The sequence below is a fragment of the Paenibacillus sp. BR1-192 genome, from assembly GCF_029542445.1.
GTDB lineage: Bacteria > Bacillota > Bacilli > Paenibacillales > Paenibacillaceae > Paenibacillus_AQ > Paenibacillus_AQ lautus_A.
In genome coordinates, this window is sequence record NZ_CP120718.1 from 4,973,401 (window position 1) to 4,997,762 (window position 24,362).

A 24,362-nucleotide genomic window follows, 5' to 3' on the forward strand; every position below is an offset into this window, starting at 1 on the left:
GTGTTGATATGGTTTTTGCCTGTTCAAGAAAAAAAGGGGAGCCAAAAGACGAAGCATCTTTTGACTCCCTTTAGCCAGATTATTTGCCCCACAGCTCTTGACGTTTGTTGAAGTTGTCCGTATAAATCTTTTCCAGCTTGGCCAGGCCGGCCGCCTCGATCTCGGCCATCATCTGGTTATAGGATTCCACCACTTGGTCCTCGGACGGCGACAAGGCCATCTTCAGGAAATATTTATTGATGGTGTCGTTCACCTTCGTTTCCATAATGGCTTCCGGCGTTCCGCCAGCCGGACCCAGGTTATCGTACGGTGCCGTATCAAACGACGTATCGGCCAGGTTCTTGATCGCCAGATCCGTGACCGGATCGGTCTGGTAACGGCCCATCAGGTCATACGGGGTTCCGTCCTCGCCGGGACCGTTCTTGATCATCCAGGTCCACTTGCGAATGCCCGTCGTACGGGAAGCTTCGTCCCAATTCTTCTTGAAAGCGTCCAGCACTTCTTGTCTTGGCACATGCTTGCCGTCCTTCATGTCCCAATGCTCGCCCTCTACTCCCCACATCAGCAGATACTGGCCTTCCTCGCTGGCCAGGAAATCCAGCAGCTTCATCGTCCGGACCGGATCCTTGTTGGAGCGGCTGATGGCGACGCCGTCCCAGCCCAGGGAGCTCTTCGGTCCGTAAGTGGCCTCTTCCGGCTTCACGCCCGGAGCCAGCACTTTATATTGGTAGAACTGACGCTCTTCCTCCGTGGCCTTATCGGCTGCCTCGGTTTTGAGCAGCGCATTCGCATTGCCTACATTCCAGAGCGCTTCCGCCGTGGCAAACACGTTGCCGTTGCCGAGCTTCTGCTCGAACTGCTTGGTCTTCATCGTTGCCCATTCTTTATCGAGCAGGCCTTTGCGGTAAAGGGAATTCAGAAATTTGACCATTTCGAGATAGCGCGGATCGCGGACGTCCTTCTTCAGCTCTCCGTTCGTTTCATAATACGGCATCATGCCGTACATGCCCTTGAAGCTGCCGGTCACCGCTCCGACATTCTCGCCGTTGAGCGTCATCGGAATGCTTTCTTTTCCGTCGATGGCCTTATATTTCTCCTTGAACTTAACCAGCAGCTCTTCGAATTCCTCCGCGGTAAACGGCTCGCCGTTATTCACCTTATCGCCGACGCCCAGCTCCTTCATGATGTCCATGCGCATCATAAAGCCGAATACCGGGTACTGCTCCAAGCCGTACCAGTTGGAGAAATAATAATTGTTGCCGTCCTCGCTTCGCGTTTTGGCGAGCGTGTCGCCGTACATTTTTTGGATATTCGGTCCGTGCTCTTCAATCAGGTCATTCAGCGGGATCACCGCGCCCGAGGTAATATACTTGTTCATGATATCGCTTCCACGACTCATCAAAATAACGTCCGGAAGATCGCCGCTGGCCAACATCAGATTCAGCTTCTCGACCGGATTGCCCGTAGGCTGCTGGATCTCGACGGTCACGCCTGTTTTTTCCGTAATCACTTTAGCGACCGGATTGGTAAAGGCATCCCCCGTGTTTTGGTCAAACCAGGTTAACGTGATCGGCGCGCTGCTGTCCGCATTCGTACCGCTGTCTCCGCCCGATGCCGCCTTCTGGTTGCCGCCGCAAGCCGAAAGCGTTGTCATAACGAGCGCTGCTGCCAGAATCAATTTTAGTTTCTTCATTCCCTGAACCCCTTTCTAAGGTCGTCATATTCATGTGCTCGAATATATCTATCATTGTAAAAATCGGGAGTTCATTGATCTATAACGCAATCTTACAATCCATGATGCAAAATGTCTTTCATTCAGGGTAACGCCTGCTGCGGGTACTGTTCGTTTGCAGGATGCCTATCGGAGATTACAGGTATCCGAATGGTCACCGCGGTTCCGATGCCGAGCCGGCTGAAGATGCTGACGCCATATTCCTCTCCGTAGGTCAGTTTGATCCGGTCATTCACGTTTTTCACGCCATATCCAGACAGATTATCCGATTTGCTCAGCGCGCGATCGAGCTGTTCGGGGGTCATTCCGATGCCGTCGTCGATGACCTGGAGCAAGATGTCGTCTCCCTCCTGTCTGAGCTTCACGTTAATGTTGATTCCCGATTCGTCCCCAATGGCATGATTGATGCAGTTCTCGATGAACGGCTGCAGAATCAGCTTGATCGTTGTGTTCCCGAACAGCTGCTCATCCAGGTCGTAATGCATATGAAGCTTGTCCCGGAACCGGATCTTCTGGATCGCGACATAATTCTTCACCAGATTGATTTCCTGCTCCAGCAGAATGATGCGCTTTCCTTTATTCAGCGAAACTCGGTAATACTTGGCCAAATAATTGACCATCTGGTACACCTGCATAGCCCCTTCTTTGATCGCCAGGGAAGAGATCGAGGACAAGGTGTTGTATAGAAAATGGGGGTTGATCTGGGCCTGGAGTGTATTCAGCTCCGACTCCTTCCTTGCGATTTCCTTCACGTATACGTCATGGATCAGGGACTGTATCGTCGAGGCCATCTTATTGAACGCAAAAGACACCTGACCGATCTCGTCATGCCCCATCGGCTTAATCGACAGCCGGAAATCTCCGCGCTCCACCTTCCGGATCTGCTGCAGCAGCACCTCGATCCGCTTGGTCATGACCTTGGTCGTAAAATAGAGCAGCAGGATGGCAATGCCAATCGCCAGTACGGAGAACCAGATAACGTTCTTGGTCGCCTGATTCGCATTGGCCAGCAGCTCGTCGTAGGGCACGGTGATGACCGTGGACCAGCCGTTGCTGAGCTTTTTATACGTGAAAAAGCGCTCCTGGCCGTTAATCTTCATATCGAATGAGCCCGCATCCCGGGTCATCCGCTCCTGAATCGGAAACACGTCGAACAGCTGGTTCGATGGGAGGTTCTGATCCCCCGTGCTGATCACGCCGCCAAACTCGTCGATAATATAGACGCTTTTGTTGTCGTTCTCCATTTTGATTAGGGAGTAGAATTCGTTCGCGTTAATGTCCATGGTCAATATCCCGTACGGATGCTGCAGGCTGAAATAACTTAACGAACGGGCAATGGTGATATGTGCATCATCAGCCTTGAAATTCCCGGAATGGAAGTACACCGTATTGCCGGCGGCATCCAGCACCTGCTCCTCCATCGCCCGGGGCAGCTCTTCCGTATATTTGACGTATTGGCCGTCGGAATAGAGGGTATGGTTCCCCGTATAAATCGTGATGCCCAGAATGTTGGCATTCAGGGTCATCAGGGACGGCAGCGTCCGGTTGATATATTGGAAGGCATCCAGATAATAGTACGCCTGCTCATAATCGGTAGAGAGATAATTGCGGAGCTGGGCATCCATGTAGAGGATGTTCGACAGCTGATTGTAATACTCCAGCCGCTTCTCCACGTTGGTGTTAATCTGTGCCAGCGATCCGCCCAAGGCCGTATAGGTATGCTCCGTAATCGTGCTGCGGGTCGAAGAATACGAATAATAGATCAGCAGCGAGAACGGAAGGATGATCACGATCAGAAAGATGAAAAAGAACTTGTGCCGGAGCCGCCAATTGGTGTATGCGCGTAAGTGCGCGAACGGGAAAGCCCCTGCCAGCCGGCTCCACGGGCCGGACGGGCTAGATGTTTTTGCGGTATTCATTCGGCGTAACTCCTTGGCTTTTTAAGAATAAGGAAATGAAGTAGGATGTGCTCTCATAACCGACCCTTTGGGCGATGTCCTGCACTTTGAGCGAATCGTCGGCCAGCAGCTCCTTGGCTTTGTTCAGCCGGATTCTCGTTAGGTAATCATGGATCGTCATGCCGGTTTTCTCCTTAAAGATGGAACGCAGGTAGTTGGGAGACAGATACACCTGATCGGACAAGCTGTTGATCGTGATGGCCTGGTGATAGGTCTGGTCGATCGTCGTGCGCACCTGATGCACCAGCCTTGCATTTTTGTCCATGAACCGGTGTTCCAGCGTCCGAATCGCAAGCCCGGCAAAATCCATGATGATTGCTTCGATTTCGATAATGGTTCGGCACTGATAGATGGCATGGTAAAGCTCCGCCCGCTTGTGGCTCTCCGTGATCGGTTCGTGGATCCCCTCCAGCAGAGACTCCACCAGTCCGATGGCAAAGTCGCACACTTCGGTTTTTCGGATTCGCAGCATGACCAGCCGGTTGAAGTAATCCCGCAGCTTCTGCGCGGCCTGCTCGGACGCCAACTGATGAATATCCTCGAAATAGGCCGTTTCTTGGAAAGGAGGAATTTGCCGGCTCTCCAGCTGCCGCAGCACGTCCTTGGCATAGATGACTCTCCCGTTGCCGACGTAAAACATCTCCTCCAGCATCTGCCGCGTCTCCCGGTATATATCCTGGATGCGGGACAGCTCCTCCGGCTCCTCGTTCACGGCCGCAGTCATCGTAAAGCCCAGCGTATGCTGCATCTGCTTCAGCAGATCCTCCCACGTAAAGCGGCTCAGATGGCTGGCGGCATCCATGAAGATGCCCAGCTCGCCTTCCCGGCAGACGACCAGATCCGCCTCGAGTTTCTTGTCCGCTAGCCACTCCTCCATAAACGTCTGCAGGCGCGCCATGCCATCCTCGAGGGACGGTCCCGGCTGTGCAGCGTGCGGAGCATCGATGCCGAGCAGCGTAAGGGTATACGTTCTCGGCTCCGTATGGCGGGACAGCTTATGGTAGCTGGCAGCGAGGTTTCGGAATCGCTCCTCGTTCTGCTCGAATATCATCTCTCGTACAATATTGGATTTGGTCACGCGAATGGAGCGGTTCTTCATCCGCACTTCCTCGCAGCGCCGCTTGACTTTATCGATAACGCTTACAATTTCGCTCAGATCCAGCGGCTTCAATAAATAGCCGACGGCTCCCACGTTTAAGGCCGACTTCACATAATTGAATTCATCGTGTCCGGTCAGGAAGACGAACTGAATCCAGTCGAATAACTCACTCACCCGTTTCGCCATATCAAGCCCGTTCATGACGGGCATCTGGACGTCCGTCAGTACGATATCGGGCTGAATCACCTCGATCTTCTCCAGGGCATCCCTGCCGTTCAGGGCTGTTCCGGCTACATATATCCCCATCTCTTCCCAACGAATATAATCTCGGATCATCTCAAGCTCCAGCTCTTCGTCATCTACGAGAAAAATGCTATACATGCTCATACCCCCTGTGTCGGCTTTATCCCTTAATATTATAGCGATTTCGTTTTTTTAACTATGGGAATTCGCGATGTAAGTCATTTTCAAGCATCTTTCGTTACATTGTCATATCGACACTCATTTTTTCCGAGTCTTATAATTTGAGTTAACTTGAGATGCGAGGTGCCCCATATGAAACCTGCTACAACCTTACAGACGCGGAGTGACTTGAACTTAAGTCCTCATCGAAAAAGCCGCTGGGCCATGCTGAAGCAGCAGAAGTATCTATTCCTGATGATGCTGCCCGGATTGATCTGGGCCATTGTGTTTGCGTATACGCCCATGGTTGGCCTATACATGTCCTTCGTCAATTACCAGCCGACGCTCGGCGGCTTCTGGTCGACCCTATTCACGAGCGAGTTCGTCGGCCTGGAATGGTTCCGTTACTTCTTCAACAACGGCGACTTCTGGATCGTCATGCGAAATACGCTGGCTTCCACGCTGATCACGCTGCTCTTCTCCTTCCCGATGCCGATCCTGATCGCCATCGCGATTAATGAGATCAAGAACGTGAAGTTCAAAAAGACGGTGCAAACCGCCTCCTATCTTCCCTATTTCATATCCTGGGTTATTGCGGCCAACATCATCGTGACCCTGCTCTCCTCGGACGGCGCGATTAACGGCATATTGAAATTCCTACACATTACCGATGAAAGCGTTTTATTCCTGCAGAACGGCAAGTATTTCTGGTGGATCGTCGCGCTCGGCAATACGTGGAAGGATATGGGCTACAGCTCGATCATGTATTTGGCGGCCATCTCGTCGATTAACCAGGAGCTCTATGAAGCGGCCAAGGTCGACGGCGCCAACCGCTTTAAGCAGATCCGGTACATCACCCTGCCCCATCTGAAGCCAACGATTGTCATTTTGCTGATTCTGGCGCTTGGCGGCATCCTGAACGCGGGCTTCGACCAGCACTTCCTGCTCGGCAATGACCTGACGCGGGATTACTCCGACGTCCTGTCCACCTATTCGTTCCGCTACGGTATTCAGAACGGCATGTTCTCCTATGCGGCAGCCGTCGGCATGTTCAGTTCCGTGGTGGCGTTCATCATCGTGGTCATCGTCAACTATACGGCGAAGAAGCTGAACGGGCAGTCCCTATTCTAAACCATAAGGAGGTACATCCATGTTAAGCAAAAAAACCGTGCCCGAGCGTATCTTCGATGCCTCTTTATACCTGTTCCTGACCGGCATCTTTCTCGTGACCTTCTATCCGTTCTGGAACATTCTGGTCATCTCCTTGAACGATGCAACCGATACGATGCGGGGCAACCTGTACTTCTGGCCGCGCGTGCCAACCATCGAGAGCTACCTGACCATCTTCCGGAATCCGGAGATCTGGAGCGCCATCAAGATCACCGTGCTGCGTACCGTCGTCGGGACGGCGGCATCCATCTTCTTCATCACGCTGCTCGCCTATCCGCTCAGCAAGCGCAATCTGCTCGGCTGGAAATACTTCTCCTTCTTCTTTGTGTTCACGATGTATTTCGGCGGCGGGCTGATCCCGACGTATATGATCATCAAATCCCTGGGGCTGATCGACTCCTTCTGGGTTTACATCTTCCCTGGCTTAATCGGCGTGTTCCTGATGATTCTGGTGCGCACCTTCATGGAGCAGATCCCCGGCGAGATCGAGGAATCCTCCAAAATCGACGGCGCCAACGACCTGCAGACGTTCTTCCGCATCATCATGCCGCTGTGCGTGCCGGTGCTCGCCACGATCGGCCTGTTCCTGGCCATCGGCCATTGGAACTCCTGGTATGACTCCTATGTGTATACTTACAAGCCAGAGCTGAAGACCCTGCAGGCCGTCCTGGTCAAAATCCTGAACCAGTTCCAGACCGCCGGCATGATGTCCGACGCCCAGCAGCTGGCCCAGGGCTCCAAGCGGATCCCGGTCTCCAGCGAAAGCATCCGGATGGCGGTGACCATGGTTGCTACGCTGCCGATCATTATGGTGTATCCTTTTGTGCAAAGGTATTTTGTGAAGGGAATTATGATGGGGGCTATTAAGAGTTAGGAGTTGTTTGGGAAATGAAGAGAGCCCTTACCCAGGAGGGGTAAGGGCTCTCTTCGATTATGGATTTTATTTTATAAAGTTATAAGCATTCTCTAATAAATTCATTTTCAATCTCATAAATAATAGTTATTTCCGCCAATTGTTATAGCTGCTTCATTCTAATAAAAGCTGCATCACGTTATCAAGGAATTCCAATCTTATGGAAAAACTTTTGTACATCTATGATTATCTCAAGAACTCAACAATATTTAACTCTGACTCCTCCTAAATTCGCTTATTAGAATACCCATTAAAAATATTCGACATTATTCAACGCCATCCTTCCATATAAAGAACTCTAGCATCATGAAATTCAACAAGTAACTCAGCAGTATTTCGTTAGACAAAAAAGTTGTAATCGAAGGATTCTAGCTGTCTATTTTATCAGGGCAAGGTCTTGTGCCTAGCTTGGCTAGGCGAGCCATATAAAACTCCCGCCAATACCTTAGCAGAAGTCTATATAATAATTGATTCAAACGAACATCTCATCAATCCAGGTACGTGTGGGTCAATAACGTTAATTCTTATAATCTAATTTACCAGCCTTTATTTTTCCAGTATTTTCCCCAGGATCTGTTCCGTACATAATTGGACTGTCAACAGTAAATCAGACAACTTTTTTAAGGGCCTCTGCTTTGTACTGAACTGGCGTCATGTAGCCTAATGTGCCATGAACGCGATGCTTATTAAACCAGTTCACATAATCATATAATTCTAGTTTTAGATGATGAAGACTCTGGAAATTCATCTGGTTGATGAATTCTGTTTTCATCACTTTGTAAGTAGCTTCAGCAACGGCGTTGTCATAGGGGCAGCCTTTCATACTCAGGGAGCGACCAATCTTGAACGTCTCTAATAGATCGTCCATGGTTTGATTCCTAAACTCGCTTCCGCGATCCGTATGAAACCACTGAATGTCGCTTAAATCGCCTTCTACTGTGGCAAAGGCACGGGAAATCAGAGCAGCGTCCTTGTGTGGACCTGCACTGTGACCAATGATTTCTCGGTTAAATAAATCAATCAGCACGCAAATGTAATGCCACTTATGCTGGACTTTGACATAAGTGAGATCGCTGACTACAAATCGTTTAGATTCAGTTTGATCAAACTCACGTTTTAATTCATTCGCTGTTGTAGCTTCGTTACAAGCAGTCTTGTGCGGCTTATATTGCGCTATGGTGTACGTCGACACCAAACCCTGCTCTTTCATAATCCGTCCGATTCGGCGTCTTGAAACCGTGTAGCCTTGTTCCTGAAGTTTGACCTTCAATTTGCGCGTTCCATACGCTTTTCGGTTGGCATGAAAGATCTCTACGATAGCCGTCGTTATTTCGTCATCGTTGTCTTTTGCTCTCGTTTCATAGTAGAAGGTACTTCTGGAGATTTGCAGGACTTCGCACAATGCTGATACCGAGTATTTATCACTGTTTTGCTTAATGATCTTTACTTTCGTCCCATGATCAGCGCGGCCTGCTTTAAAATGTCATTCTCCATTTCAAGCCGCTGAACTCGCTTACGAAGAGCGATGAGTTCATTCTCTTCAGCAGTTCGGTTATCTTTTTCAGAAAACGAGCCTGACGTTTGCGCTTGCTTAATCCAGCGATCGAGGGCAGACGGACTAAGTTCATACTCTCTGGCAATCGCTGCCCTTGGCTTTCCATTTTCATATAATTGGACCATTTGTCTTTTAAAATCTGCTGTAAATGTACGTCTTTGTTTTGGCATAGTAGATCCGCTCCTAGTATTATTCTCTTCATTCTACTAGCCCTTATTTTTATTGTCCAACCCAGTGTAGCCGATCCACTCATACTACCTAAACGCTTTATTTCCAGTTCTGTGGCTGTACTATAGCCAATCCCTGCCTCCATCTCCCTCCCCCCATAAAACACCTTCACACTCCTACTCTCATTCCCCTTCACCCTCGCCTCAACCAACTTCCCATCTTCCCAGCTCATATCCACCTCAATGTTCCCTTTCGCCTTCAGCCCTTTCACGCTGCCTGTCGGCCATATCGCCGGCAGTGCAGGCAGAAGATAAATCTCGCCTTCGTGGCTCTGCAGCAGCATTTCCGCAATGGCGGCGGTGCCGCCGAAGTTGCCGTCGATGACAAAGATGTTCGCCTCCGCTCCGGCTACGCCGGGTTTGGAGTAGGTGAGCATATTATCGAAGCACAGCTCCCCGATTAGGTGGGCGATATGCTGCACGGCTTGGTTCCCGTCATGCAGTCGGGCGTAGAAGAGTCCGAACAGCGCCGCAGTAAATTCGATGTCCTCCAGGTCGGCCCGGCTGTTACGGTTCTCCAGTGTCACTCGGGCTGCCGCAGCGAGTTCCGGCGTACGATGCGGCGTGATTTGGCTGCCGGGATACAGGGCATATAGATGCGACAGATGGCGATGCTCCGGCTGCGCCTCCTCATAGTCCTCCAGCCATTCCTGCAGCTGCCCCTTCTTGCCGATCATCAGCGGAGGCAATTGATCCAGCGCCGTCTGCCACTTCTGCTGAAGCTCCTCATCCACGCCCAGCGTCTGTGCTGCCTTCACGCAGAACGCCAGCAGATCCCGAACCAGGACCTGATCCATGGTCGGGCCCATGGACAGCTGCTGATGCCCATCCTCCGGATGGCCGGTATAAAAGCTGTTCTCCGGCGAATTCGACGGACCTGTCACCAGCCAGCTATATTTCGGATGCATGGTCATGTAATCCATGAAAAAGGCTGCGGCCTCCTTCAGGACGGGATAAGCCAACTCCTCCAGAAAAGCCTGATCGCGGTTGTACGCGTAGTGCTCCATCATATGCGTCGCGATCCACAGTCCGCCCGTCACGTTCAGCCCCCAGGAGGTCCCCCACCCCGGTGACGCAAATCCCCAGGCATTGGAGAATACATGGGCCACCCAGCCTTCGGCATCATAATAATGGCGCGCCGCCGAGCGTCCAGCCACCGACAGCTGCTGGATATACCGCATGAGCGGCTCATGGCTCTCGCTCAGGTTCGCGGCCTCCGTCGGAAAATAGTTCATCTGGGTGTTCACGTCCAAGTGATAATCGCAGCTCCAGGCCATTTTGTTGGCTTCGCCGTCATTCCATATGCCTTGCAAATGCATGGGCAGGATGGAGTCTTGTCGTGACCCGCTAATGGTCAAGTACCGGCCGTATTGATAAAACAACGCAAACAACGCCGGATCGTCCCAGTTGCCCTGCTTAAACCTGCCAATCCGCTCGTCCGTAGGCAGACTGGCATGCTCGGAGCTTCCCAGCTCCAATCGTACACGGGCATACAGCGGCTGATAATCCGCCAGATGCTTGGCTCTCAGCGCGTCATATCCCAGCAGCACAGCCTGCTCCAGCTGCAACGCGCTTTTCTCCCGCCAGCTCTCACCTTCTTGACGGTAATCCGTATTCACCGCAAAATAAATCGCCGCCTCATCCGCTCCCGATACGTTTATGGTGCCATCCGTGCAGCTCACCTGCCCGCCTTCCGTTACGACGCGCAGCTGGCCTTGGCAGGACACCCCGCACTTCCCATTGCTATGTACGCTTTCCATCGCCTGCCCCTGGAATTCGATCGTATCCTTACTAGTAACGACAGCATGAAAAGGACCATTCTCCCCTCGAATCGAAATGCGGAATGACACGCCTAATGAGCCATGGCTGCTGCGGATTCGCGCAACAATGACCTGATCGGCATGGGAAGCAAAGACCTCTCGCGTCATCACCGCTCCATCGATCTCGCAAAAAGAACGTGCCACCGCCTCCTCCAGATCCAGTTCCCGATGGAACAGCGGCTCAGCTGCTGCATCTTGTCGCCCGCCTTCGGATAGCTTCACGTTATGATCAAACTCCAGAACGACTTGGCATAGTCCCAGATTGGTGCCAAAATTCAATTTTTCCGGCTCCAGGTGCTTCTTGGCTAGTCGATCCCCTTCGCGATAATTGCCCTGAAAGAAGTGCTTCCGCATCTGCTCCAAATCCGCTTTGCTGTTGCTTCGCCCTTGAGCCGGCTCCGGTTGGCCGGACCAATAGGTGGTTTCGGTGATATTCCATATTTCTCTGTCAGGAGTGGATACCACCACGTTCCCCATTCGGCCATTGCCGATCGGCAGTCCTTGCGACCAGCCCTGAGCCGGTTTTGTATACCAAAGCTTCATATCTGACATGTTGTTTTCTCCTCTTCACTTGATTTTCCAATATCGCGACAAGCACTACCCTTACAGCAAAAGCAAGAAATCGCGATCCCCGGATGAAGCCGGGAACCGCGATGAACTTGCAGATGTACATGATGAATCGATGATTTCTTGTTATGGATTAGGGACGATTTTATAAAGCTTGGATTCGGCCGCTTTTAGCGTCACATCCAGCGAAGAGCCAGACGCCGTCTGAGATTGGCCGCTCCAAACATCCGTCACCGTATAGGACGCCGCCCCTTCCGAAGCGATACCGGCACGAACGAGATCCACGGTGTGCTGTGCCGCATTTTGTGTATAGTTAAACACAGCTACGTAGTGGGTTCCCTGATCGTCCAGCACGAATACGTTCGCTGCCTGCGTGCCCGTATTGCCTTCTACCGGCCGGAACGCCTTGCCCTTCATCGCCAGCCCGTTCACTTCCGGGTTCGTCAGCAGCGTTTCCATGTACTGCCGTGCCGTCGCATCCGTGACGTCATCCGAATTCAGGAAGACCGTACCGGAGATCGCGGCCGCATTGACGCGCGACTGCGCGCCTTCCATCGATCCGCCTTTGGTTAAGTGCATATAGTCCGGATCGGTATAATGGTAGATCGTTCCGTTCTGCCACCAGCCGTACGTGAGATTGTTCAGCTGGTATTCCGTGCTGCCGATGCTGCCGTCGATATCGCAGGAGATGCGGCGGCTGTGCGCATATTGGCTAGGGAACAGCGGCGCGATGGAAGCGCTGATGAACATGGAGCCGTCCAGCACTTCATTCACGTAAGCCATCCCTTGGTTATAGGCCTGGATGCCGGTTTGAACGTTGGCATCATAATGCTTGCCTTCCATTGCCCCATGGCTCAGAAAATCGATTTTGATATATTCAAAGCCCTTGCTCTTGAACTTATTCATGTAATAATCGATCCGCTGCTTCACGCCCGGATGCGTCGGATCCACGGCATAAGCGCCATCCAGCGTCGGCAGCACGTTGCCGTCCATATCGCGCAGCACGATATCGCCGTATTTATATTTGCCGTTCGTCCCTTCGACTTCCTGCTCCATATTGTTGCCCCAGTACACGAACGGCGAATAATAGATGCCGGCCTTCTGTCCATTGCTGTGAATGAGCTGAACCAAATCCGTCAGCTGCTGATCCGTCATGTTATCCCAATAGGAATCGAGATTGATGTAGATATCGCCTTCATTGTTGAAGGAATGGTTCTGAATATGGTCTTTAACATAATTCGAGACCGAAACCGCCTTGTCAAAGCTTAAATCGCTGGCATACGCTCCCCAGCTGTTCCAGCCGACCGGAACGCCTTCAGGAATGTCCTCGCCAAAGGCTAACGGAGGCTGGATCGCTGCATTCACCTGGCCAAACGCTTCCAGTCCGGTCCGGTAATCCTCGAAAAAGCCGACCATGATTTTCGGCGAAGCAATCTGTTTGCCCGTTACCTTTCCATGCGGAATCGTGTCCCACGTGGAGGTGGATGACGTAAATCCGCCATATACGCGCAGATTGTTCAATTTGTCATTCGAGCCGCTCCAATAGATGCCGGTCTTCCACGTGTCATGCGTCACCGATCCGATGACGAGGCCGTTCCGGCTCGTATTGTCATAGATGGCCGTCAGCTCCGAGCTGATATACAGCCCGTTGTTGAGGCCGGTATTCATCGACTTCGCTTGGTATCTGGACCAAGCATCGTTGTCGAACGGAACGACGAGGACCCGGTTATCGTCATAGCTGCCGATGTCGATGCCGCCTCTCGCTTCCATCGCGATAGGTGCGATGTTCCCCGTAGAAATTGCGGAATGATGGGAAGCGACCGTTTCCGTAAGCAGATACGGCCCGTCTTCATAGACGTAATAGATTTGGCTGAGCGATGGCATTCCCCCATCCTCATTCACGACCGTCACCTTGATGCCCTTGCCGGTGGCATCCTGGAATGGGACCACTTGATTTTTATAGAATTTATGATGTTTATAATCTGTACTTGCAACCATCCGGTCGAGCTGGATCTCGCTGTATAACCCCTTGGCAACCGGTTTGCCGTTCCAATTGTATTGCGACAATCCGGTCGAGGTGTTGTACAGCAGCTCATACGTCGGATTGGATACCTTGAAGCCGTTGGCATATTCGGTTAAGGTGATGGAGCCATAGCTCGTGGCTTTCTTTTGCTTGCCTAAATCGCCAATGCTGCCATCCGGGCCTGATCCGTTTTCGCCGGCTGAATCAAAGGTCAGCTCAATTTTGTCAAAATCGGGCGAGTATCCGCCTGCATCATCGAACAGAATCGTGTTGCTGCCCTGATTCAAGTAAATTTGAATCTGGTAGGTGCCGATCGTGTTCCAATCCGCCGTTTTCGGAAAACTGAAATTCTCCTTCTCCGCTCCGTTCACGGAGATCGAAGCCGCGCGGGAATCCCCTGAGATGTAGAACATGTTCATATTGTAGATACCGGCCTTATCGACCTGAATCCCGTTGAACGTCAGCGTGGAACCGCCGTATAGATTGCCGGCTTTTTGCCCGCCTGAACAGAAGCTGCAATCGACCGCTCCTGCATTGCCGGTAAACGTGTTCTGAGATGCCTCGGCCTCGTAGGAAAAGATGCCTCCGGCCGCCTGACTCGGCTGCCGTTCTGCCGAAGCCAAGGAGCTGCCTAGCACAGACCCCGCTAACAGAATCGATAAGAGTAGCATGAATGGCTTTTGGAAGAATTTGAACGGATGAATACGCACTGAACCTCTCCTCCTTTTATTGATTTCGAATTAATTTCAAGATTTTCGATTCGGCTGGCGCCAGCTCGACCACAAGCGTGCCTTCCGATTGACCTGCCGTTCCTTCCCACACATCCAGAACCGTATAAGATGCGTGCGCCTCGAGGCCGCAGCGTCCCAAGGAAACCGTCTTCAGCACGGACTCGGCCCCGTCAAAGTTAAACACGGCAATATACGTCGTTCCCGCTTCGCTCGGATGGGTCAGCACAAACGTATCCGCAGCCTGTTTCCCGAGATTCCCCTCTACGGGCACAAAGGTTCTGCCCAGTCTCGCAATCTCGATGATTGCCTCATTTCCCAGCCAGTTCTTGGCGCGCCATGCCGCTTCCTCATGCCGGAAGTCATCGCCCAGCAGCAGCACCGTTCCCGAGATCACGGACGCGGTCAGACGGCTTCGCCCTTCATGGCGGGTCGTCGAATCCTGGTTGAAGCTTTTATAGATCACGGCATGGTCCGGATCGTTAAAACGGTACAGCGTATCGTTCATCCACCACCCGTGCGTCAGCGAGCTCAGCAAATATTCCGTATCCTGGATCGTTCCGAACACATCGCAGGAAATTCTGCGGCTGTGCGCATAGGAATAAGGGAACAGCGGGGCAATCGACAGGTTGATGAAGAACGGTCTGCCGATCCGCTCCGGGGAGAGTTTATCCGTCAGATACGACAATCCGTAATTGTATGCAGCGATCCCCGTCGTAATATCCGGGTCGTAATGCTTGCCTTCCAGAGCCCCGTGAGCCATGAAATCCAGCTTGATATACTCAAATCCCTCGGAGACGAATTTATCCATGAACCAATCGATTCGCGCCAGGTTCCCGGGATGCGTAGGATCAATCGCAAGTCCGCCGTCAACATCCGGCAAAATCTCGCCATCCTGGTCGCGAAGCAGAATATCGCCATAGGTGTACTTCCCATCGGTGCCCTCCACGGGGCTGCCGAACCCAGCCGGACTTCCCCAGAACGCAAACGGCGTCCAGTATGTACCGGGTTTGTGCCCGTTTTCGCGGACCCTTTTCAAGGCATCCTCCATCTCGGCATGCGTCAGGCGAAACCAAAACGCATCGAAATTCATGTACAGGGTATCCTCGTTGTGAAAGCCCTGCGGCTGAACCTCCCGCTTCAGAAAATCGCTCGTCGCCACATAGAGATCGTAATCCAGCGTGCTCATGGCGGCCGACCAGCTGTTCCAGCCGATCGGAACGCCGCCGTCCCAGCTCAGAGCAGGCGCTATCTTCGCATTCGCTTCCCCATACGCTTCGAGTCCTGTCCGGTAATCGTCGTAATCCCCTACCATAACCAGCGGCGATGCAACGCGAGTTCCTCTTACGTAGCCATGCGGCTGGGAATCTCGGGTCATGATGTCGGCCGCGCCAGCGTACAGTTCCAGTTCATCCAGCTTGCCAGCGGTTTCCCCTTTCACGCGAATGCCGGTCTTCCACACGTCATGACTGATCGATCCCAGGATCAATCCATTGCGGCTATCCGGCTGGAACAAGGCCGTCACTTCGTAGCTTTCCGTCTCCAGCGGGGCCGTCTCCGTCAGGTAGCGCACCCATTTGTCATTGTCATACGGCACGCGCAGCACATGCAGCGATTCTCCCGGAACCGTCTCGGTCCCGTTCGATACGCTATCGGTTTTCACCACCGCGATGCGGTTTACCTTTAATTCCTCTTGGCCGACAATGACGACCCGTGTGATGAAAGATGAAGTTCCCTCATAGACGTAAAAATGCTGTTCCAGGCCTGGGAGCAGATCGGATTCATGCTTAATCACGGCATGGATTCCCGTACCGAACGGATCTTGGATCTTCTCCGGCTGTCCCATCATATAGTGGCGGTCGTAATGTCCCGTATGGTATTCCCGGCCCTGCCATCGAAAGCCGCTTCGTACTTCTTGCAGAGCGAATCCCCTGCTGCCTGCGTAGGCGTAACCGCCTTTTTCCAAATCCACCTCAATGGCCACCAGGCCATTCGCCAAGCGAATGTGAGTTTCTGCATTCACCCCCACGTTCACCGCCGTATCGCTGCTTCCTAACATCTGTGGATTGCCTCCTTCTGCGTGCATCTATGCTGCATTCAGGCCGTTATAGCATCAAGCGCCTTTTACAGCTTGCTACCATTATAGAAGCGAGGGTAAAGCGCTTACTATACAACGATCTTCCGATCCATATCGGGATATAACGCATCTGGAGCGACCCATTTGTTAAAATGCAATATGGCCACTTTCCGCCGATCGCTGACAATAACCCGTTCAGAAAAAAAGGTTATCGCAGGGCGACTTAGCACCCCGGATAACCTGTTTCCGTATGGATTTTGATAGAGAGAACATCAAATTGCATTCCAATCACGCGCCGAAGCAGAGAACAGTTATGCATTCTCTGCATAAAAATCATAACTGCCCTGCCATGCGAACTTCTCTCCTTGCTTTAGTTCCGGTGTCGTCCCTTTGATCTGCAGGAAATAGGTCTTGCCGTATTCCTGCGTGAAGATGACAGGCATATGGTCAGCGAGATTTGCCAAAGCTCCTAGCCCATATTGTCGATCCAGTCTTACACGCAGTTTGTGCTGGAACCCACCCTGATCGCTAGAGCTAAGTAGATAGCTGTCGACATTCGGTTTCACGGCTTTCGCGCCCGAATCGCTATATATATTCGCAAGGCTTGAAGCAACTTCCTGATCGCCTGCGAAGTAGCGAACCGTATCGTTCCATGCGCCATTCACCGACTGAAGTCCGTAATACGTATCGAACGTGATGTCTTCCAGCGCCTCGATTTCATTATGGACCTGTATATGGCCGTTCGAGATCTCGTACGTAACGGTCTCCTTAAGCACAGGTCTTCCGGAACCATCCGCCTCTTTCGTGTTATAGGCTTGGATCAGATTGACCACTTCGATCTTCGTATAAACGCTCGCCGTCACGGTGCCGTCAGCTACTTCCACACCGTCCGCCCAAACGCGGAACGAATCCGTCGTTCCCGTAGGCGAACTGGTGCTGCCGCCATCATAGTTGTGGTTGCCTCCCGTGAAATCCCAAGCATTTCCGTTGCCGTTCGCATTCGCTCTAACCACGTAGGGCCCAATCCAGTCCGATACATCCGCCTGAAGAAGCGTCGATGGACGAGACATATCCGGATTCACAGTCGTTCCCGTATTCTCGGCCAGTCGCCACTCCTTAAGACCTTCCAGCTTATTCGCACCAAAACGGTCGAATACGATCCACATATCGCTTTGGTCATTGTATTTGTGAGCAATCGTAATTTCGGTGCCGCATTTCACGACGTATTGCGTCGCATCCGAAGCCACGGGACCTTCCGGCTGTTTAGAGCAAGGTTTTGGCTTCGCATACGTCCCTTTCACGAACTGAACCATGAGGTCGTAATTCTGACGAACCATCGGGTCCGTACTCTTGGCACTGCGGAGTAATGAAGCCGTATGGCCTTGATCGAATGCCAACAATGCTTGACTCATATAGCCATAGTCAATGCCTCCGTTCAGCAAATCGACGTATCGTGCCTGCTTATCAGTGTCGGTATTGATCTGTTCATCGAACTCCAGCTCGATTCCCATCTGATATTGCTTCGCTAAGACCGCGGCATCCTCTACTCGCTGCGGAATAGCGGAAGCGTAAGCGCCCGACTCTAGCAGCGCGGCGTCAAACCCCAAATACCTCCAATCATAATTCCGGTTGCCTTGGAAGCTTGGAATCCAGTAGAAGTTCATATCCTGCTTATGCACTTGCTTACTCGTTGCCTGGATTACATTCGTTTCGTTCAGATCGGTCATGCTAATGCCTTTGCCGCCCCAATAGATGCCGTTCAGCTTCAGATTTGAGTACTTCTCTTCCTTCCAACGCTGCTTGAGCTGCTGAATCCACCAGGTAACCGCCTTTTGCTTATTGGCGGAAGCCGCTTCGGCGCCAATGGCGGTGGAATTAAAATTCTCAGTCACACCATCGCCATCCACATCGCCGAAATCCGTCACGGTATCACCCGGGTTCGGCATCATCAACACGACGTTCACCTTATGACCCCGTTCTCCCAGTTTCCTGCCCGCTTCGGTCACCGCTTCGTTCAACTGCTGCAGATCGCCCTGATCCGCGAACATCTGGTCTAAATAACCCTTCCAATCGCCGAAGGTAGCAGTTCCTTTCGTGAAATCCTGTCCACTCGGTGACAACACGCTGTGGAACAGCACCCCCTCGAACAACCAATCCTCCGGTTCACCTTGTTCATTCACGTAACTGACGTAAGGGATTAGGTTATCTTTCGTCCACCTATCAGCCCCACTCGGACCATTCTCGTTATTCAATAGCACGAGATTACGCATTCCGCCTGTTGCTTTCCCAGGTTCGTGATATGCAAGCCGATCCGCAGATACCTGCTTGGCTTTGTTCAATTTGCCATCCGTCCCCCAGATCTCGATCTCATCCAAAAACACGAACACATCGGTGGTAAATGTAACTTTGACATATTGGGCATAGGCCATTGTCGCATTGGGGTGATGCTGAACCAACCCATCCTCGCTGCCGTCCCAGATATAGTTTTGAGCGCCTGCCGGAACTTCTGCCCATCTCACTTCACGGCTAGGGATGTGCGCGAGGGTTCCCCACTGCGAGCCATCGTTGGACGCATACATGGACACCGTGTTCGGATAGGCAATTCCGACCGAAGAATCTTGGAGGAAATGCGCTTGAATCCGAGCGATCGATTTCTTCTCCCCTAGGTCGAAGATGACGCTGCGCGTGGACTTGCGGAGATGTCCTGTCCATGCCGGATCCGTGAAGAGCGTCGAACCGTACTTCCCGTCCGTTAACTTATTCCCCGCATCCCCATAGCTTGGTTCCGGCTGCTCCGACCATGTGTACCCGATACCTGCAGCGAGGTTTCGCAATTCAGGCTGGTCTTTGGCCGCCTCGGCTGTCGGCAGCCATAACAGTACTATCCATATTGCAATAACTGCGGCAATCCCTTGCCTTCTGTTTCGTTTCATTCATTTCCCTCCCGACTTGGATACTGGTTCATGAATGCGGTTTCATATGTGACTTGGTAATACTGTGCCATACATAGCGTAATTCCCACCATCAGCCATTTGAACCAAATGAAAATTTTAGATTGCCGTCGAATCCTGTGGTTTTATGTGCATGATTGCAGATTAAAAAAGGACACCTGCTATAGGCGCCCTTCGTCAGACCTATTCATACCTAAAGTTACCTAGCCGTTATTCTTGACATAAGAAGACCAACCTTGCGGAATGACCCACGATAGCCACTGATCTAAAGCATTGCTAACTCATCGAAAGATCACGCCAATCACCTTCGCCACGACCACGCACTCCATGACGAAGATCAGTAAACAACAAAAATAGAAAACGGACAGCTTGAGCTCCCCGAACTGATCCTTCCAAAAACGTCTGCGGAACAAGGAGATAATATCCGGCGTTAACGAATACTTCACCGACTGCTTCAGATCATCCACGTCATCGAATATCCGTCTAAAGATCCACTTATAGATCGGAATATTCAGGATGAACAACGCGACATAGATTAGAAGCTCCACGTGGCCGCGTCACCTCCTAGTTAAACATGCTTCCACCAGACCCCCGCGCACTCCGGCACCGTTGACCATTGGTTCGCTATTAATTCTCCGCTGATGTTCCTTGTCTTCTGTTCATGATGTGCTGTATCAGTTTGTACATGAAGCACAGCAGCAGCGAGAAGGCAATCATCATGAAATACGTGTTCCAATTGAAGAATTGATTGTTCATATGTATCGAAAGGAGTCCGCCGGACGTTATCGATTCGATGTGTTCCCAGTCCGTTTGGCCCCACCTCAATTGGAAAGCCTCGGCTAGGATTTCTCTATAGATTTCGAGTCGATGAAGCTGATATGCATAACCCGCTGTGATATAGCCAGCCAGAGCTAAGATCACGAGGCTTAACCAGCTAAGAGGCATCTTCAGTTGTTTAAAAATACGAAACCATTGATAGACCAACATAAGAAAAAGAATGCTTAAAGGGATGAGCAGCAGGATGGCAGGATTGCCGTTTCCGGAGCTGCTGCCAGGTCGAGGCGTCATCATATTGCCGAATAGAACCATGCCTAGCAAGGCAAGCGCAATGATGATTAAAGCGGCAAAACGTCTCATTTTCATATCGGCACACCTCGCTCAAGCTTCCTTGCAAAAGCCTATAATCTCTTCATGAACGAGCTCCGGCATCTCATGGTTAATGGCGTGACCCGCCCCGTTAACGATGCGGTAGCGCATCCCGTTCGTCTCCAATCTGGCAACCGCTTTCGGATAATGACTAAGCAAATCCCGCTCGCCAATGACGAACAAGGACTTGCTGCGAATAGCCTGAATGTCGGCAGGCGAATGGATCGTAATCGCATGCTTCATCATGGAGCGATTGTTGAAGTACTTCAGCAAGTAGAACCAGTGCTGCATAAGCTCCGGGTTGTTCTCAAATGCATCTGCATGGGTACCGCACAGCTTACGAAGCAATGAACGCACATTCCGTTCCGAAGGGAATAAGGCTTCCGGCAGAAAAGCACGCATCATTTTGCTCATCACTTCAAACTGGCTTCCGGCAATGCTTCCAGCCAAACATACAATCTTGTTCACACGATCCGGTCTGACGATGGCGTAATGATAAGCCAGATAAGCTCCGTAGGATACGCCCGCGATATAGACAGCGTCCACGTTCATTGCCTCAAGGACCTCGTCCAACCATGTTGCCTGATTGAATTCGCGAGCATACTTGTCGTTCGGCTCGCTCTTCCCGGACCCTCCGATATTATCAACCGCGATGATATGAAAGTTACGGGATAGCTCCTCCACGTTATATATCCACATCATGGCGACGTTATCGCCCGTTCCATGCAGTAGCAGCAGCGGAGGAAGATCCGAAGAACCTACTGTTACAACGTGAGTCATACCGTAGGAAGTAGAAATATTATGCTGCTCGTACGGTACCGTCCACGCTGACAGCAGGCGGTCGTAGGATGCATAGACGAGCTTTTGTCCATGATTGCTTTTGAATCGCTTCAATACCTGCACCTCCAATGACATAAACTTTATCTTATGCACTTGCCTTCATGCTGTTCGGCATAGATAGGAATCAATTGTTCCAGCTTATGTATGGTCCTGTATGGCTTCACGTCCAAAGAGTCGTCCCATCTCCCGTCTCTTGTATACCAGATGGCTTTGATACCGCATTGTGCGGCCCCGATTACATCGTTATGCGGATGGTCTCCGACGTACCATGTCTCTGATGGCATCGCGTGAAGTCGGCTCAGAGCTCTCGTAAAGATTGCCGGATCCGGCTTTTTGACGCCAGCCTCTTCGGAGATCACGATAGAATCGAAGTATTCGCGAATCCCCAGCTGATGGATCTTGCCCTCTTGGACTTGAACGGTTCCATTGGTGATAATGCCAAGCTTAAGTCCCCAAGTCTTCAACTCGCGCAGGACGGAAACCAGCTGATCCATCGGCTGGATACAACTGGCGATTTCCCCTCTGAAAAATGACAGGTATTCATCCGCCTTCGGGGGATTCACCCACGGAAGCTGCTCGACCAGCATCTTATATACTTCGCGCTTATCCCGATAGCCGTTATGATCCGCTTCCTTGAATTGCTTGGCTATCATCATTTGGGCAGCTTCATCGGAGTCGGGAAAGTACCTGGCAATCAATCGCTTGATGAACGTGTTAATCGCTGCCCTTCTGTCCGTTAATGTCTCATCCAGATCGAAGATGATCGATTTTACTGTCATAGGCGCCTGCTTTCTATTAAAAATGGGCTCTCTCTCCATTTCCCTTGATGAAGATAGGTTCCGGATATTTCAAAGCCGTCTGTGGCCGCTGATCCTCCGGATAGAACGCCAGCTCCGCAAACTCGTCATTCTCCGGGTCCAGCTCACCGCTCACAACGCTGCACTCGAACACAATGGTCAGGTACTCCACTTGGTGCCCATTGCTGTATGTATATCGGCGTTCTTTTCCGCCATACACCCCAATGATTCGCTCAGGATTGATATCAAGCCCCGTCTCTTCCTTCGCCTCGCGAATCATCGCCTCCGCCGGCGACTCACCCAGCTCGATGGCACCTGCTACAAGGCCCCATAATTCTTCCTGATGCTTTCTTCCGAACAAAATATCATCCTGATCATTTCGGATAATGCCTGCAACGGACGGCATGAATATCAGCTGATCTCCGATCTTGTCTCTCAAATCTTTATAGTAATCCGACATTCCCATGGCTTTACGCTCCTTTGGTTTTGTTCTTCATGCTGACATGGAAGGCTTAGAATCTACCTTCTTCTGCCCTGGATCTCCGGCTCATATGGGCTCACTCCTTATGTAACTTCACAGTTTTGCGGTTCGCTATGGATCTAATCTGTGCGATATGATGCTGGTTGTGCCATACGAATCGCTGCAAGGCGATGTCCAGGGTAACGCTGCCGAGCACTTGGGTTCTCATGGTTCTTTTGAAATCCTCGGGATGTAGATCCTTAAGCAGGATAAGAAAACGAAAATGGAGTGTTTCCAGAAGCGAGAGCGAGTTCTCCACGGGAACTTCCGTGTAATCGCTCAGCTCAGCCCATAAATCCTCCCGGTACGAGCTTGCCAGCGGCTCATCCTCGGTCAATGCCCGTTTGAATCGCAAGTAAGCGTTCATGTCGTTATCGGCGAGGTGGTGCACGATTTGCTGAATTCTCCAGCCACCTTCACGGTATGGCATGTGCAGCTGGGAAAGAGGACACTTCATGATGATTTGCCGAAGCGTCGGTACGATTGAAGGGATCTGCTGCATAAACTTCTGTCTGTCCTCCAAAGTTGGCTCCACCAATGGCTCAAAGGAGCCCAGGGGATAACGGATGCTGACCACCACTTCCTTACCTCCTCAATACATCATCGTACCCTTCATATGTTTCTAGTCGCAGATAGATCGAATAAACAATACACCGGATAATACGGAAAGCAGCATGTGTATTTCCGGTTTCCCGAACATCTCAATAACAAACAGCCTTCCAAGTCCAAACCACTCGATCCAATAAACACCAGGAATAAAGACGATAACTGTAAGTATAGCAGCGGGCAATAACAGCCACCTTAATCGAACTTGCCCCTGAATTAAACTACCCAGTGCTCTCCACTCTATTAAAACTCCGAACAGGAATCCGTATAAACTCATCTTTAATAACGAGAATTGCTGGGGAGATAAATCTGTATAGGCCCTTTGAATTTCATTATGAGTTTCTGTCATCAGGTAGAGCAGCATGACCATACCGATCACAACAAATCCGCCGAAAGCCATTTTTTTAGGTTGGATCATCCCTCTTTCGCTCCTTTATTCGAAAAAATAATACGAAATATCCGCTAAGAATTATGATTATGCGATGCCCCCGAAGTTAGAAGCGTTAAGACGGATGAAACAGCGCAAGCGGGTGCTGTACGCCTTTTTCGAGGCTCTCCACAATCCGCCTCATAACTTCGGCATCCCGGAATATCATGCTGTCATCCGCGAAGATATCAGGCAGCGTGACCCAGCGGCAATCCTTGATCTCGTCAGCACCCAACTCAATCGATCCCCCCGTCACGATTCCGGTAAAATGAAACATGACGACATGGTAATTCAAACTGCTGATGAACTGATAAACCCCTGTTGTGCCCGTCAGTTGTACTTCATACCCTGTTTCTTCCTTCACTTCTCTAATAGCCGCCTCAAACATCGTTTCCCCAGGCTCGATGCGCCCTCCCGGGAAGTTCCAGGTATCCCGAACCGAAGGTTTATTTTCTTGGATAATAAACACTTGATCTCCCTGTACGAGGGTAACGCTGACCACAAGCACGATCCCATTTTCCGTCATATCCACAATCCTTTGCACATGATCTACATAAACAGAACCCGCCTTTGGCGTTAACCACGAGGAGGGTTCTTGGATGAAATATCTGGTAACTCCCCTTATTCTACCGTTAACGCACATAACACGCAATCGCACGACGTTGTTGAGCCTTCAACTCGAATGCCTCTCCTTCCCAAGCATTTGGCCCACCGCTGCTAGAAGTCTTTTTTAAAGATAGAGTCACGCGTCGGGTCAAGCTAATAAGGCAGAGAGTATATTAGTGAATACTGAATGCTCCAGAA

At 51.2% G+C, this 24,362-nt stretch carries 17 protein-coding genes and 1 pseudogene; 2 read left to right on the plus strand and 16 right to left on the minus strand.

All coding sequences use genetic code 11. The annotated features are described in order from the left end of the window. Positions 1–79: 79 nt before the first annotated feature. From P0X86_RS22330 to P0X86_RS22340, 3 genes are all read right to left on the minus strand, one after another. Positions 80–1,693, minus strand: coding sequence for an ABC transporter substrate-binding protein (locus tag P0X86_RS22330; protein WP_096776838.1), 1,614 nt, complete (start codon positions 1,691–1,693; stop codon positions 80–82). A gap of 122 nt (positions 1,694–1,815) precedes the next feature. Continuing rightward, a complete protein-coding gene (locus P0X86_RS22335; protein WP_277746475.1) occupies positions 1,816–3,651 on the minus strand; it encodes a cache domain-containing sensor histidine kinase in 1,836 nt (611 codons plus the stop codon). Beyond that, positions 3,629–5,170 carry a response regulator gene (locus P0X86_RS22340; protein ID WP_277746476.1) on the minus strand — a complete coding sequence of 514 codons (1,542 nt, stop codon included), beginning with the start codon at positions 5,168–5,170 and terminating at the stop codon, positions 3,629–3,631. The genes P0X86_RS22335 and P0X86_RS22340 overlap by 23 nt, the downstream gene beginning before the upstream one ends. Before the next feature lie 174 nt (positions 5,171–5,344). Here P0X86_RS22340 and P0X86_RS22345 point away from each other — a divergent pair, with 174 nt between their 5' ends. Both P0X86_RS22345 and P0X86_RS22350 read left to right on the plus strand, forming a co-directional pair. Next, positions 5,345–6,322 carry an ABC transporter permease gene (locus P0X86_RS22345; RefSeq protein WP_076325175.1) on the plus strand — a complete coding sequence of 326 codons (978 nt, stop codon included), beginning with the start codon at positions 5,345–5,347 and terminating at the stop codon, positions 6,320–6,322. 19 nt (positions 6,323–6,341) lie between these two features. Beyond that, on the plus strand, positions 6,342–7,235 hold the full coding sequence (locus P0X86_RS22350; RefSeq protein WP_096776841.1) for a carbohydrate ABC transporter permease: 894 nt from the start codon (positions 6,342–6,344) through the stop codon (positions 7,233–7,235). A gap of 646 nt (positions 7,236–7,881) precedes the next feature. Here P0X86_RS22350 and P0X86_RS22355 read toward each other — a convergent pair. The 13 genes and pseudogenes from P0X86_RS22355 to P0X86_RS22415 all read right to left on the minus strand — a co-directional run bounded on the left by P0X86_RS22355 (position 7,882) and on the right by P0X86_RS22415 (position 24,084). After that, a protein-coding gene (locus tag P0X86_RS22355) for an IS3 family transposase (RefSeq protein ID WP_277745861.1) occupies positions 7,882–8,999 on the minus strand; the annotation gives its coding sequence in 2 pieces (ribosomal slippage) (positions 7,882–8,753 and positions 8,753–8,999; 1,119 coding nt in all). 128 nt (positions 9,000–9,127) lie between these two features. Beyond that, positions 9,128–11,428 (minus strand): annotated as a pseudogene (locus P0X86_RS22360) (glycoside hydrolase family 95 protein); the annotation flags it as partial. Between the two features lie 141 nt (positions 11,429–11,569). Next, positions 11,570–14,176, minus strand: coding sequence for a carbohydrate-binding protein (locus P0X86_RS22365; RefSeq protein WP_277746478.1), 2,607 nt, complete (start codon positions 14,174–14,176; stop codon positions 11,570–11,572). 16 nt (positions 14,177–14,192) lie between these two features. Further along, positions 14,193–16,253, minus strand: a complete 2,061-nt coding sequence (locus P0X86_RS22370; RefSeq protein ID WP_277746479.1) for an alpha-galactosidase — start codon at positions 16,251–16,253, stop codon at positions 14,193–14,195. Positions 16,254–16,582: 329 nt separating this feature from the next. After that, complete coding sequence (locus P0X86_RS22375) at positions 16,583–19,204, minus strand: DUF4855 domain-containing protein (RefSeq protein ID WP_277746480.1); 2,622 nt, start codon at positions 19,202–19,204, stop codon at positions 16,583–16,585. Between the two features lie 299 nt (positions 19,205–19,503). After that, on the minus strand, positions 19,504–19,770 hold the full coding sequence (locus P0X86_RS22380) for a hypothetical protein (protein ID WP_096775901.1): 267 nt from the start codon (positions 19,768–19,770) through the stop codon (positions 19,504–19,506). 79 nt (positions 19,771–19,849) lie between these two features. Beyond that, on the minus strand, positions 19,850–20,365 hold the full coding sequence (locus P0X86_RS22385) for a hypothetical protein (RefSeq protein WP_277746481.1): 516 nt from the start codon (positions 20,363–20,365) through the stop codon (positions 19,850–19,852). A gap of 15 nt (positions 20,366–20,380) precedes the next feature. Beyond that, positions 20,381–21,262 carry an alpha/beta fold hydrolase gene (locus P0X86_RS22390; RefSeq protein ID WP_277746482.1) on the minus strand — a complete coding sequence of 294 codons (882 nt, stop codon included), beginning with the start codon at positions 21,260–21,262 and terminating at the stop codon, positions 20,381–20,383. Positions 21,263–21,288: 26 nt separating this feature from the next. Then, positions 21,289–21,987, minus strand: a complete 699-nt coding sequence (locus tag P0X86_RS22395; protein WP_277746483.1) for an HAD family hydrolase — start codon at positions 21,985–21,987, stop codon at positions 21,289–21,291. A gap of 16 nt (positions 21,988–22,003) precedes the next feature. Continuing rightward, positions 22,004–22,471 (minus strand): NUDIX domain-containing protein, encoded by a 468-nt coding sequence (locus tag P0X86_RS22400; protein WP_096775906.1) that lies wholly within the window; start codon positions 22,469–22,471, stop codon positions 22,004–22,006. A 91-nt stretch (positions 22,472–22,562) separates the two neighbouring features. After that, positions 22,563–23,105, minus strand: a complete 543-nt coding sequence (locus P0X86_RS22405) for a YfiT family bacillithiol transferase (RefSeq protein ID WP_277746484.1) — start codon at positions 23,103–23,105, stop codon at positions 22,563–22,565. 42 nt (positions 23,106–23,147) lie between these two features. Beyond that, positions 23,148–23,549 (minus strand): hypothetical protein, encoded by a 402-nt coding sequence (locus P0X86_RS22410; RefSeq protein WP_277746485.1) that lies wholly within the window; start codon positions 23,547–23,549, stop codon positions 23,148–23,150. Positions 23,550–23,634: 85 nt separating this feature from the next. Continuing rightward, positions 23,635–24,084: an NUDIX hydrolase gene (locus tag P0X86_RS22415; RefSeq protein WP_277746486.1), complete on the minus strand. Its 450-nt coding sequence runs from the start codon at positions 24,082–24,084 to the stop codon at positions 23,635–23,637. Positions 24,085–24,362 lie beyond the last annotated feature (278 nt).

What these genes read in the sequence shown, in the direction of transcription:
- P0X86_RS22330 (WP_096776838.1), bottom strand. Translation starts at nt 1,693, where the DNA reads ATGAAGAAACTAAAATTGATTCTGGCAGCAGCGCTCGTTATGACAACG.
- P0X86_RS22335 (WP_277746475.1), bottom strand. Translation starts at nt 3,651, where the DNA reads ATGAATACCGCAAAAACATCTAGCCCGTCCGGCCCGTGGAGCCGGCTG.
- P0X86_RS22340 (WP_277746476.1), bottom strand. Translation starts at nt 5,170, where the DNA reads ATGTATAGCATTTTTCTCGTAGATGACGAAGAGCTGGAGCTTGAGATG.
- P0X86_RS22345 (WP_076325175.1), top strand. Translation starts at nt 5,345, where the DNA reads ATGAAACCTGCTACAACCTTACAGACGCGGAGTGACTTGAACTTAAGT.
- P0X86_RS22350 (WP_096776841.1), top strand. Translation starts at nt 6,342, where the DNA reads ATGTTAAGCAAAAAAACCGTGCCCGAGCGTATCTTCGATGCCTCTTTA.
- P0X86_RS22370 (WP_277746479.1), bottom strand. Translation starts at nt 16,253, where the DNA reads ATGTTAGGAAGCAGCGATACGGCGGTGAACGTGGGGGTGAATGCAGAA.
- P0X86_RS22375 (WP_277746480.1), bottom strand. Translation starts at nt 19,204, where the DNA reads ATGAAACGAAACAGAAGGCAAGGGATTGCCGCAGTTATTGCAATATGG.
- P0X86_RS22385 (WP_277746481.1), bottom strand. Translation starts at nt 20,365, where the DNA reads ATGAAAATGAGACGTTTTGCCGCTTTAATCATCATTGCGCTTGCCTTG.
- P0X86_RS22395 (WP_277746483.1), bottom strand. Translation starts at nt 21,987, where the DNA reads ATGACAGTAAAATCGATCATCTTCGATCTGGATGAGACATTAACGGAC.
- P0X86_RS22400 (WP_096775906.1), bottom strand. Translation starts at nt 22,471, where the DNA reads ATGGGAATGTCGGATTACTATAAAGATTTGAGAGACAAGATCGGAGAT.
- P0X86_RS22410 (WP_277746485.1), bottom strand. Translation starts at nt 23,549, where the DNA reads ATGATCCAACCTAAAAAAATGGCTTTCGGCGGATTTGTTGTGATCGGT.
- P0X86_RS22415 (WP_277746486.1), bottom strand. Translation starts at nt 24,084, where the DNA reads ATGACGGAAAATGGGATCGTGCTTGTGGTCAGCGTTACCCTCGTACAG.